Source organism: Amycolatopsis sp. NBC_01286 (assembly GCF_035982555.1).
GTDB lineage: Bacteria > Actinomycetota > Actinomycetes > Mycobacteriales > Pseudonocardiaceae > Amycolatopsis.
The window spans coordinates 6,684,194-6,696,337 of the sequence record NZ_CP108428.1 but is presented as its reverse complement, the minus strand read 5'-3'; the positions used below and the strand labels follow the sequence as shown (position 1 = coordinate 6,696,337).

Below are 12,144 nucleotides of genomic sequence, written 5' to 3'. Positions count from 1 at the left end.
CCGTCCCGTCGGGGTTGTTCGACAGGTCTGAACCAGAAGTGTCCCGGTTCTGTACCAAAAGTGGCGCGGGAGGCCCTCTGCCGCGCGCACGGCAGAGGGCCCGCCCCGCACCGCGCGATCAGCTCACGTGGACGTAGTCCACGACGAGCTGCTGCGGGAACTGGGTGCTGCCGTCGGGGTCGCCGGGCCAGTAGCCGCCGACCGCCAGGTTGAGGATGAGGAAGAACTCGTGGTTGAACGCCCACTGGTTGCCGCCGACGTCGGCGGGCGTGCGGGTCTGGTAGGCGTTCCCGTCGACGGACCAGACGATCTTGTCCGTGGACCAGTCGATCGCGTAGGTGTGGAAGTCGTCGGAGAAGTTCGGCCCGCTGTAGGGCGCGCCGATCCCGGCCGAACCGGAGTAGCCGGGGCCGTGGATCGTGCCGTGCACGGTGTTCGGCTCGAACCCGACGTTCTCCATGATGTCGATCTCACCGCAGTTGGGCCAGCCGGCGCTGCCGATGTCGGTGCCGAGCATCCAGAACGCGGGCCACATGCCCTGCCCGCGCGGCAGCTTCATCCGGGCTTCGATGTGCCCGGAGGACGCGGCGAACTTGCCGGAGCTGTTGAGCCGCGCCGAGGTGTACTCGCAGGGCCCGTACCAGCAGTTGTTCCCGCTGCTTTCCTTCTTCGCGGTGATCACGAGGTGGCCTTGCCCGTCGAGCGCCGCGTTGGCGGTGCCGTCGGTGTACCACTGCCGTTCGTGGTTGTTGACGTTGTCCCCGGTCTCGTGGCCCCACTTCGACCCGTCGACGCCGGCACCGGCCGGGCCGTCGAAGTCGTCGCTGAAGCTGGCGAGCAGGTTGGCGGGGACGGCCGAAGCGGCCTGGCTCTGCGGTGCGGCCACCAGTGCGCCGGCCACGAGCAGCGCCGCGGGCGCCACCAGCAGGCGGGCGGTCCGCCGCCATCGGGCGGAGTTCTCGGTCGACATCGTTGTCGCCCCTCTCGGTCCGCGGGCGACGGCTGGCGGCTCACCGGCACCCTATTTGTTGTGGATGGCAACAAAGTATCCACGGGTGCCTGGCGAAGAACAAGGCTAACCGGTCGGACATTTTCCGACGAGTACCCGATGGTCCGGACCATCGGGTACTTTCGGGCAATCGGTGCCGGTCGGAGCGGCTCAGCGCTGGATGCAGTCCAGTCCGAGGCCGACGCCGGTGGCCACGTACCGGCAGATGTGCGACGCGTGCTCGGCGTCGGTCGACGCGCAGTTGAGCGGCACGCCGAGCAGGTCGACCGCGCAGTAGGCGTAGAACTGGTTCGGGTTGCCCGGCACGGGGTCCGCCGATGCCGGCGCGGCCAGGCCGACAGCCGCGGAAACGGTGAGCGCGGCCGCGGCCGCGATGGCGGCGATACGATTCCTCATGGTGCTCTCCTCCCGGAATTCCCCTGTACGCCAGGGGTTTGTGCTGGGAGAGATTCCCCGCGGCGAACCGCTTCACCTCCAGGTCACCGGAAAGTGTCACGGGACGGGACCGCGAACCGAACAGAACATGAACAGTCGCTGCTCGATTACGTCCGAACGTAGGTAGTTGCGAACAGCTTCGATCACTTAGGCTGGCTGTCGCTGCCCCGCCGAGGTCCCCCTGGAGGCTCCCGTGATGGCCGACCCGCACCGCTCCGGACTCACCCGCCGCAGCTTCCTCGGCGGTGTCGCCGCCGCCGGCGCCCTCGGCGCCCTGCCGCCGGGCATGGCCGAGGCGCTCGCCGAACCGCGCGCGAGCGGCAGCCTGTCCGACGTCGAGCACGTCGTGGTCCTGATGCAGGAGAACCGCTCGTTCGACCACTACTACGGCACCATGAAGGGCGTCCGCGGCTTCGGCGACCGCTCGGCGATCGTGCAACCGAACGGCCAGGACGTCTTCCACCAGCCCGACTCCGGCCGCACCGACGGCAAGTACCTGCTGCCCTTCCGCGTCGACACGTCCAAGGTGGACGGTCAGGACCTCGGCGACCTCGGCCACGGCTGGGCCGATCAGCACCAGGCCGTCGCGGGCGGCGCGAACAACGCGTGGGTCCCCGCCAAGGGCGAGATGACCATGGGGTACTTCGGCCAGGGGGACATCCCGTTCCACCGGGCGCTGGCCGACGCGTTCACCGTCTGCGACCACTACCACTGCTCGGTGCAGGGCCCGACCACGCCCAACCGGCTCTACCTGTTCACCGGCACGATCGACGCCGACGGCCACGGCGGCGGCCCGGCGAACTACAACCCGGCCGACTACAAGCCGGTGTTCAGCTGGACGACCTACCCGGAACGCCTGCAGCAGCACGGGGTTTCGTGGAAGGTGTACGCCAGCAAGGAGGTCGGCGACGCGGGCGGCTCGTTCGTCGGCGACTACGGCGACAACCCGCTCTGGCTGTTCAAAGCCTACCACCAGGACTACGCGAGCGAACTGTCCGAACGGGGCAGTGTGTTCAAGACCTGGGGCCCGGATTCCGGGAAGGGCAAGGACGTCAGCCACGTCCTGTCGGAGTTCACCGCCGACTGCGCGAGCGGCTCACTCCCCCGCGTCTCGTGGATCGTCGCGCCCTACGGCTACTGCGAACACCCGGAGGCGCGGCCGGTCGACGGCGCCGCGTACACCCAGACCGTGCTGAACGCCTTGTGGGCCAACCCGAAACTGTGGGAGTCCACAGTGGTCCTGATCAACTACGACGAGAACGACGGCTTCTTCGACCACGTCGCCCCGCCGATCGCGCCGCCCGGCACCGCGGGCGAGTACATCGGCGGCCAGCCGATCGGCCTCGGCGCGCGGGTGCCGATGACGGTGATCTCGCCGTGGAGCCGCGGCGGCTGGGTCAGCTCGGAGGTCGCCGACCACACGTCCGTGATCCGCTTCCTCGAACGCTGGACCGGCGTCGCCGAGCCGAACATCAGCGCGTGGCGCCGGGCGCTGTGCGGCGACCTGACGGGCTGCTTCGACTTCGGCACCACCGACGTCCGGATCCCGCTGCTGCCCGACACCGCGGCGCTGCGCAAGCAGGCCGACGACACCCAGCGCAAGCTGCCGAAACCCGCGCCGCCGGCGACCGGGAAGCAGCAGGCGCCGGTGCAGGAAGCGGGCACCCGCCCGGCCCGCGCGCTCCCCTACCAGCCGCTCGTGACGACGTCGCTGAGCGCCGACCACCAGATCCTGACCACGACGTTCGCCAACCAGGGCACGGCGGCCGTCCAGCTCACCGCGTACCGCAACGACGGCCAGACCGACGGCCCGTGGGGCTACGACGTCGCCGCGGGCAAGCAGGTCAGCGACACGTGGCGGATCCAGGCCTACGGCGGCGGCAAGTACGGCGTCGCGGTGCACGGGCCGAACCGGTTCCGCTGGGTCTTCGCCGGGGACGCGAACAGCGCGGGCGCCGGGGTCGACGTCACCGCCGGCTACACCGCCGACCACAAGCTGCGGCTGACCCTGCGCAACGGCGGCACGACGGCCGTCAAGGTCACGGTGACCGCGAACCACTACCGCACCGACGGGCCGTGGACGTACGCGCTGGCCGCGGGCCAGACGGTGACCGACGACTGGAACGCCGTCAGCTACGGGTCCGGCTGGTACGACCTCTCGGCCACGCTCGACGCCGACCCGAAGTTCCTGCGCCGGTTCAGCGGGCACATCGAGACGGGCGCGCCGAGCGTCACGGGGTAGTCGTTCACATCCGTGATGGGCGTTCAGTTTGTTGACGCATGTCACATCCGTGACCTATAAAGGGACAGTCCGGGTGTACGCCGCAACACCTCCGCTGTAACCCCTCTCCCGGAGGTCACGGGTGTCCCGACGAAGTCCGCTCCGCCGTGCCGCTTTCCTCGGCGCCGCAACCGTTGCCGCCACTGTCGCCGCCGTCGCGCTCACCGGCGGCGGCCCCGCGCAGGCCGCGGCGGCGAACCTGTCCGCCACGTTCGCGCAGACCTCGGTCTGGACCGGCGGTTACGGCGGCGAGTACACGATCGCCAACCGCGGTGACGCGGCCTCGACCGGCTGGACCGTCGAGTTCGACCTGCCCGCCGGGTCGTCGGTGAGCAGCTCCTGGAGCTCGGTGAAGACCCAGAGCGGGCAGCACTACAAGTTCACCAACGCCGGGTTCAACGGCACGGTCAAGCCCGGCGCCACCGCGAGCTTCGGCTTCAACGTCGCCGGCGCCGGCGTGCCCGCCGCGTGCACGATCAACGGCGCGTCGTGCGCCGGCGGCGGCCCGGTCACGACCACGCCGACGACCCCGACGACAAGCACCACCACGCCACCGCCGACCACGACGACCACTCCGCCGCCGAGCGGTGACACCGTGAACGTCTCGACGGCCGCCCAGCTGCAGGCCGCGCTGGCCACCGCGGCGCCGGGGCAGGCGATCAAGCTCGCGGCCGGCACGTACCGCGGCTCGTTCGTCACGACGAAGGCGGGCACGGCGGCGAAGCCGATCACGCTGTCCGGCCCGGCCGGCGCGATCCTGATCAACGACGGCCCGAGCGGGGACGCGCCGGACTGCCCGGTGCCGACCGCGGGCTGGGACTCCGGTTACGGCCTGTGGCTGTCGGGCGCGCCGTACTGGAACCTGACCGGCTTCACCGTGCAGGAGGCGAAGAAGGGCATCGTCGTCGACAACTCGCCGCACACCACGATCGACGGCGTGAACGTCAACCACGTCGACGAGGAGGCGGTGCACTTCCGGCGTTCGTCGGCCGACAGCGTGCTGAAGAACTCGACCATCACCTACACGGGCCTGGTGCAGCCGGGCTACGGCGAAGGCGTCTACCTCGGCTCGGCCAACTCGAACTGGGCCTGCCACGGCAACTCCGGCGGCGTCGACCGCGGCGACCGGATCCAGGTGCTGGACAACCGCATCGGCCCGTTCATCGCGGCCGAGCCGATCGACGTCAAGGAAGGCACCACGGGTGGGCTGATCCGCGGCAACACCTTCGACGGCCGCGGCATCTCCGGCGAGAACTCGGCGGACTCCTGGATCGACGTCAAGGGCATCGGCTACACGATCGAGAACAACACGGGCACGTTCGCCCCGCCGGGCGTGTTCGCCAACGGCTACGAGAACCACAACACCAGCACGTCACCGTCGTTCGACAACGGCTGCGGCAACGTCTGGCGCAACAACAAGTCCGACCTCGGCGGGGTCGGCGCCTACGCGATCAAGATCAGCTCGGTCTCGAAGTGCGCGGCCAACCCGAACGTGGTGTACGCGTCCAACACGGTCACGAACGCGACGTCCGGCCTGACGAACATCACCGTCACCCCGTAGCGGCCTCTGACCGCCGCCGGGTACCGCCCGGCGGCGGTCAGAGGTGCATCGCCAGCCAGAGCGCCACCCAGGCGGCGGCCACCAGGGCCGCGACCATCACCGCTCCGAAGAGCACCCGCCGTACGCCCACTGGTGTCCTGGTCTGCTCCATACTGATGATCATGAACCACGCGGCCGGATCCCGACAGGCGGCGCGCTCGACCGGGCGACCCCCGCGCGGGGTACCCCGGCACCGCACTCACGGCACGATCGAGTCCACGTACCCGCCGTCGACGCGGACGGCCGCGCCGGTGGTCGCCGACGCGAACGTCGAACTCAGGTACACCACCAGGTTCGCGATCTCTTCGGGCTCGATCAGCCGCTGCAGCAACGACTGCGGCCGGTGCTTCTTCATGAACTCGCGCTGGGCCTCGTCCCACGGCCGGTCCTTGCCGACCAGCTCGTAGACGAAGTCCTCGACGCCGCCGGTGTGCGTCGGGCCCGCGATGACCGCGTTGACGGTGACGCCGGTGCCGGCCGCGTGCTTGGCGAACCCGCGGGAGACGCCGAGCAGCGCCGTCTTCGACACTCCATAGTGGATCATCTCGGCCGGGATCACGATCGCGGAGTCGCTGGCGATGTACTGGATCCGGCCCCAGCCGCGCTCGGTCATCCCGGGCAGGTAGGCGCGCGTGAGCCGGACCGCGGCGAGGACGTTGACCTCGAAGTAGCGCCGCCAGTCGGCGTCGGTGATCTCCAGGGGCTCCTGGGCGCCGAAGATGCCGAGGTTGTTGACGAGGATGTCGGCGTCGGGCACGGCCTCGACGACCTGGGCCGCGCCGGCCTCCTCCGAGACGTCTCCGTGGGCGGCGACCAGGTCGGCGTCGGGCAGCTCCTGCTTCAGCCGCGTGATGGCGGCCTGGACGCCGTCGGAGCCGCGGCCGTTGATCGCGACCCGCGCCCCCGCGGCGGCCAGCCCCTTCGCGATCGCCGACCCGATGCCCTGGGTGGACCCGGTGATCAGTGCCGTCTTCCCACTGAGGTCGACCCGCATGCGTGAAAGCCCTTTCTCGCGCCACCGTGCTTCCGGCCGATTGAAGCACAGCCCCAGCGGGCCCACCGGCTGAAGCCGAACCGGCCCACGGAACGGCCGGAACGGACGACGGCCGCGAAAAGCGGTTGCCGTCGTCGGCGGATCGGCGCCACCATCTGCGCCATGACCACGCACCGCATGCCGCTCCTGCCGACCGTCGCCGCGATCGCCGCGCCGGTCCAGCAGCAGCCGTGCCGTCCGCGGAGGTCCGACACCTTCGCGTCGTGACCGGCGCGCTGGTCGCCGGGCTGCTGGCCGGCTACGGCATCGCCATCCCGGTCGGTGCCGTGGCGACCTACCTCGTCGCGCTCACCGCCCGGACGTCGCTCACCACCGGCCTCGCCGCCGCGCTCGGTGTCGCGACCGCCGACGGCGTGTACGCGCTGGTCGCGGTCCTCGGCGGCGCCGCGATCGCCGGGGTGATCACGCCGATCGCGCAGCCGCTCAAGCTGGCCTCGGCGGCGATCCTGATCACGCTGGCCGTCCGTGGCGCCGTGCAGGCCCTACGACGCGGGCCGACGGCGGACCGGCCGGTGACCCGGCTCGGCGCCGGGCGCGCGTACGTCGGCCTGCTCGGGATCACCCTGGTCAACCCGACCACAGTCGTCTACTTCACCGCGCTGGTGATCGGCGACCGGGCCGGCACCGCCGTCACCACCCTCGACCAGGCGGTGTTCGTGCTGGCCGCGTTCGCCGCGTCGGCGAGCTGGCAAGCGCTCCTCGCCGGGGGCGGGGCGTTGCTCGGGCGGGTTCTGACCGGGCCGCGCGGCCGGCTCGTGACGGCGCTCGCGTCGAGTGCGGTGATCACCGCGCTCGCCGTCCGGCTTGTCCGGTCGTGACCCGAAAAGCGTTGTCCTGTAACGGTTTGCCCGATTCTGCGGGGGCACGGTGGAAGAAGTTCGGCTGCCGCCGTCCGGTTAGTCTCTGATCGAGACCGGGGGAACTGGAGGCCGTCATGACCATGCCCATGTCGTCGATGTCGGGGTGGGACACCGCCGGCGCGATACTGATCGTGCTGTGGGCGCTCGCCATGTGGGCGGCCGTCGGTGTCCTGGCCTACGCCAACCGCGGGCCGGTGCGCCCGTGGGTCTACCGCGGCTCGGTGGCGCTGATCGGCGTCGGGGTGATCGGGCAGCTCGGGCACCTCCAGGAGCACGTCGCCCAGGTCGGGTACTGGCTCGGCCACCCGAACTCGCCGTCCTGGATGACGCCGTGGGGCACCGGCCTGGCCAACGGCCTGCAGATGGTCCTGCCGAACCGGCCGACCTTCGGCATGGAACTGCTGCACCTGACCGGGAACTTCATCTTCCTCGCCGGGCTGGCCGGCGTCATGGTGATCACCCGCCGCGCCACGAAGACCCAGGCGCACCGCTGGGGCAAGATGGGCGTCTGGATGCAGGGCATCCACGGGCTGGAGCACCTCGCGCTGACGGTGTCGGTCGCGTTCGGTTCGCGTGCGATCGGCCTGTCGACGTTCTTCGGCCTCATCGACCCGGGCCCGGGCCTGACCACCTACCGCGTCTGGTGGCACTTCATCGCGAACGTCATCGGCACGGTCATCTTCGGGCTGGCGCTGTACCACCTGTGGAAGGAGCGCCGGGCGGTCCGCGCGACGTACTCGCTGCGCCCGGCGCCCGTCCTCACCGAACAGGCGGCGTGACGCAGGTCAGCACCGGCTGGCCCCAGTCCGCGTGGTCGTTGCCGTTGCCGTCGCCGCCGTCGGTCACCTGCAGGTCCAGGACCTGCGCGCCGGTGACGTCGACGTCGATCGGGACCGCCGCCTGGCCGCCGCGCACGACCGGCGTGGTCACCCGGGTCGTGCCGTCCACCGAGACGCTGAAGCTGACGCTGCCCGCCGAGCCGACTTCGCCGTCGACGCCGACCGAGGCGGTCAAGCGGGTGCAGGCGCCGGCCAGGTAGAGCTGGACATCGCCCGGCGCGTGGACGCCCAGGCCCTTCGCGTACGCGGTCCCGGCGATCGTCATCGGCTTGCCGTCGCCCGCGTTCGCCTCGCCGTTGCTCGTGTCGCGCTCCACCGGGCCCCAGCCGTTGGCCGCGGTCAGGAACGGCAGGTCGCTCACGGCGTCCTGCCCGGCGGGCGGCGCGGCCGGGACCGCACCGACGATCCGCTCGTCCGTCACGCTCCCCGGCCGCCCGGCCTGCCGGTAGCCGACGCGCACCGAGAGCGCCGACGTGTCCACTGTGGAGGGTGCGGTGACCGGCCAGGTGAACGTCGCCGAGGCGCCGCCGTCGATCCGCGCGACCGAGGGCGGTGAGGCCGCGCCGATCGTCCACCCGGCGGGCGCGGTCAGCACCGGCCGGACGTCCGACGCCGGCGGCGCGCCCGCCGGCACCCGGACGGTGGCCGACGCCGTGAACGACTGCCCTGCCGTCGCGGTGTCCGGCACCGACAGCGAGACCGCGGCCGTCGGTGCCGGCGGCATCGGGTACCGGCCGTCGTAGCCGGGCGAGGCGTTCTGCCGCATGGACAACGGCGAGCGGTGCGAGCCGTAGTTCGTCCAGGTGACGTTCCCGAGGCCGCCCGTGCTGCCATCCAGGTTCCACACCGCGACGGCGATCGTGTTGTGGCCGTTCGGGTTCAGGATCCCGTTCGGGATCGGGAAGCTGTGCTGCGGCCCCAGGTAGTTGACGTACTGGCCGAGCTGCCAGCCGTTGACGAACAGCAGCGCCCGGTACTGCCGCCCCGGGTCGTCGGTGATCGTCAGGCCGAGCGAGGTGTCCTGACCGCGCGGCAGGTCGAGGTTCGCGGTGGTCCGGTACCACGAGACGCCCGGCGTGCTGTCCTTCGCGGGGAGCGTCGCCGGCTTCCACGCCGCGTCCGGGAACCCGGGCAGCGACCAGCCGGCCCGCTCGCCGTACAGGCCGCCGGTGTTGAGCGGGCCGCGGACGGTGTCGAGGCCCTGCTCCCCGCCCCGGACGCCCTGCAGCCGCCAGGTCACCGACGTCAGCGCGGACCCGGTCAGCCGCGCCGACGTCAGGCCGCGCGCGGCCTTGCTGCCGTTGGCCGCGCCGTAGTCCTCCTCGTGCCCCATGTTCACGGTGAGGACGGAGATCTCGTTGTCCCCTGCCCGCAGCGCACCGGCCGGGAACGTGAAGGTGTGCTGCTGGGTCGTCGAACTGCCGAGGAAGACGCCGTTCAGCCACGCCGAGAACGCGCCCGCCGGTCCCCCGCTCTGGCTGTTCAGCGTGATGCCGCTCTGCTTGCCGTCGCCGGTGAAGCGGCCGCGGTACCAGGTGTTGCCGGTGTGGAAGCCGTAGTCGTCGGCGAAGAGCACCGGTTTCGTGCCGACGGCGGTGCTGCTGTTGCTGGTCGTCTTGTCGGCGACCGGCCACGCCGAGTCGTCGAAGCCCGGCGCGCTCTCCGGTGACTCCTGCTGGTGCTTCCAGCCGGTCAGGGCGGGCAGGGTCACCGGTTTCGCCGTCGGCAGGGTGCCCGTGCGGCTGCCACTGGACGTCGGCCGGGTGCTCACCGGCTGCCCGTTCCAAGTGACGTTCCCCGCACCGAAGACCTCGAACGCGCCGTCGGTGCCGGTGTCGCCGGTCAGGTCGAGCGAGCCCGGCCGGGCGGTCGCCGTGCGCAGCAGGTCGGTGCCGCGCACGAGCACCGGACCGGCGGCGGCGTCCTGGCGCCAGAACGTCCCCGCCGTCGCCTTGTCCGCGAGCAGCAGGAGCAGCGGCCGCTTGCCGGGGGCCGTGACGAGCACCCGGGTCAGGCCGTCGTGGGTGTAGTTCAGCCGCAGGTCGCCGCTGGCGGCGTCCCAGGTGCTGGTGGCGGCGCCGTCGAGGACCTGGACCTTGGGCTGCTGCGCGAACCGCAGGACGGTTTCGCCCGGCCCGCCGTGGTCGCCGTAGAGCACCGCGAGGTCGCGGCCGCCGATCGTCGCGGACGTCATGATCTCCGACGTCGAGTACTGCATCCGCGTCTGCCCGAGGTCGTAGCCGGCGACGACGATCTTGGACTGGCGCCCGTCGAGCGTGAGTCCGGTGCCGGGCTGCTGCGGGACGACCGGGTAGTAGTCGGTGCTCGCCGACAGCAGGTCGACGGCGTCCACGACGACGAACGGCCCGGTCGCCTGCGCGTTCTTCTGCCCGGTCACGGCGATCCTGAGCGTGTGCGCCCCGGCGGGCAGGCCGCGCACCTCGTAGCCGGTGACCTGGTTCTGCTTGCTCGCCGCGTAGAGGTCGACGGTGCTGACCTTGACGTCGTCGAGGTAGACGTCGGCGATGCCGTGGCTCGGGTCCTTCGAGGTGACCCAGCGGATCCCGGTGCCGGTGAAGGGAATGCTCACGCTGTCGCCGGTGACCTCGGAGAACGACTCCGTGTGCTGGTAGTCGCCGCCGGTGTAGTCGACCTCGGGCCCGGCGTGGGTCCAGGTGCCGGTGTAGCCGACCTCGGTCGCGCGGTCGTCGTAGCTGTAACCGGCGCGCGCGGCGAGGTCGAGGGCCAGGCTCGTGGTGTTCTTCGCGTTCGACGTCGAGTCGGTGTGGCGCAGCGTGTGGAACTGGGTGCGGGTGTCCGGGTTGATCCGGGCGGTGTCGGTGAGCGCCGGGTCGGTCAACGGCGCCGCGGCGAGGCCGTCGGTCTTCGTCAGCGGCGCGACGGACTGGGTGAAGTAGCCGATCAGCTTGTCTTCGGTGTATTTCGGGTCGTACTGGCGGGCTTCGGTGATCGCCGCGCCGTAGTCGTAGGACGTGTAGTTCTGCGGGATCGCGCTCCAGCCCCAGGACGTGCCGCCGTGCAGCATGTAGAAGCTCTGGCCGGTGGCGCCGACGGCGATGTTCTGCTTGTAGAAGACGTTCGCGAACTTGTCGTTGATCAGCTGGGCGCACTTCGCGTAGCCGGGCCCGCCCCACGGGTCGAACGCGCCGCCCTGGAACTCCGCGGTGATCAGCGGTTTCCCGGGGACGTGGTCGTAGCTGATGTCCGGGACGCCGTTCCACTTGTCCGGGTTGGAGCAGTCGAAGCCCTGCGGGTAGGAGTCGGCGGCGTCGACGTCGAGGGCGGCGTCACCGGCGTTGAAGGTGCCGTTGTTGTTGCCCACCAGGGGAACCGTGATGCCGTCGGCGTGGGCTTTGTCCTCCAGGTGCCGCATGTAGGCGCGGCCGTCGGCGTCGCCGTTGTAGTACTCGTTCTCGACCTGGTAGGCCAGCACGCTGCCGGTGCCGTTGGTCAGCTGGTGGCGCGCGATGATCCGGTCGATCTGCGTCTGCCACTCGTCGGAGTACTTCAGGTAGACCGGGTCGGCGCTGCGGGTGTGGCCGGGGGTGGTGGACAGCCAGGTCGGGAAGCCGCCGCCGTCGACCTCGGCGTTGATGTACGGGCCGGGCCGCGCGATGACGTAGAGCCCGGCCTGCTGGGCCATGTCGAGGAGCTTGTCGAGGTCGCGGACGCCGCTGAAGTCGTAGACGCCCTGGCGCGGCGAGTGGTAGCCCCAGTCGAAGTAGAGCGACGTCGCGTTGAAGCCGGCGGCCTTCATCTTCTGGAAGATGTCGAGCCACAGGTCGGGGCTGGGCAACCGGTAGGAGTGGAACTCGCCGGACCACAGGTAGGTGCGGGTCCCGTCGACCAGGAACGAGTAGCCGTCGTAGGTGACGGTGTGGGCGGCCTTCGGCGGCGGCGCGGCCGACGCCTGCTGCGGGACGAGCACCCCGGCCAGCGCGAAGACGACCGAAAGCAGGGCGGCGAACAGCGTCCGGGCGGTGCGCATGGCGAGGTCCTCCTGGATCGACGGTGAACCAGAATGTCGGATTCACGCAGAATCGAA

Annotated in this window: 7 protein-coding genes and 1 pseudogene; 4 read left to right on the top strand and 4 right to left on the bottom strand. The window is 71.0% G+C overall.

Annotation, left to right across the window (positions count from 1 at the left end; all coding sequences use genetic code 11):
- Window positions 1-121: 121 nt before the first annotated feature.
- Window positions 122-970, bottom strand: a pseudogene (locus OG570_RS31655) (glycoside hydrolase family 16 protein); the annotation flags it as partial.
- 189 nt (window positions 971-1,159) lie between these two features.
- Window positions 1,160-1,405 carry a hypothetical protein gene (locus OG570_RS31650; RefSeq protein WP_326952733.1) on the bottom strand — a complete coding sequence of 82 codons (246 nt, stop codon included), beginning with the start codon at window positions 1,403-1,405 and terminating at the stop codon, window positions 1,160-1,162.
- A 235-nt stretch (window positions 1,406-1,640) separates the two neighbouring features.
- Between OG570_RS31650 and OG570_RS31645 the strand changes: the two genes are divergently transcribed.
- Both OG570_RS31645 and OG570_RS31640 read left to right on the top strand, forming a co-directional pair.
- Window positions 1,641-3,686 (top strand): phosphocholine-specific phospholipase C, encoded by a 2,046-nt coding sequence (locus OG570_RS31645; RefSeq protein WP_326952732.1) that lies wholly within the window; start codon window positions 1,641-1,643, stop codon window positions 3,684-3,686.
- 121 nt (window positions 3,687-3,807) lie between these two features.
- The gene (locus OG570_RS31640; protein ID WP_326952731.1) at window positions 3,808-5,286 is read left to right on the top strand and encodes a cellulose binding domain-containing protein; all 1,479 of its coding nucleotides are present in this window, start codon (window positions 3,808-3,810) and stop codon (window positions 5,284-5,286) included.
- A gap of 238 nt (window positions 5,287-5,524) precedes the next feature.
- Here OG570_RS31640 and OG570_RS31635 read toward each other — a convergent pair whose 3' ends face one another.
- Window positions 5,525-6,319 carry an SDR family NAD(P)-dependent oxidoreductase gene (locus OG570_RS31635; RefSeq protein WP_326952730.1) on the bottom strand — a complete coding sequence of 265 codons (795 nt, stop codon included), beginning with the start codon at window positions 6,317-6,319 and terminating at the stop codon, window positions 5,525-5,527.
- A 263-nt stretch (window positions 6,320-6,582) separates the two neighbouring features.
- Here OG570_RS31635 and OG570_RS31630 point away from each other — a divergent pair, with 263 nt between their 5' ends.
- On the top strand, window positions 6,583-7,197 hold the full coding sequence (locus OG570_RS31630) for a LysE family transporter (protein ID WP_326952729.1): 615 nt from the start codon (window positions 6,583-6,585) through the stop codon (window positions 7,195-7,197).
- 116 nt (window positions 7,198-7,313) lie between these two features.
- On the top strand, window positions 7,314-8,018 hold the full coding sequence (locus tag OG570_RS31625; protein ID WP_326950355.1) for a DUF6008 family protein: 705 nt from the start codon (window positions 7,314-7,316) through the stop codon (window positions 8,016-8,018).
- Here OG570_RS31625 and OG570_RS31620 read toward each other — a convergent pair.
- Window positions 7,999-12,087: a beta-galactosidase gene (locus OG570_RS31620; protein ID WP_326952728.1), complete on the bottom strand. Its 4,089-nt coding sequence runs from the start codon at window positions 12,085-12,087 to the stop codon at window positions 7,999-8,001. The two genes, OG570_RS31625 and OG570_RS31620, sit on opposite strands and share 20 nt — an antisense overlap.
- Window positions 12,088-12,144: the final 57 nt, after the last annotated feature.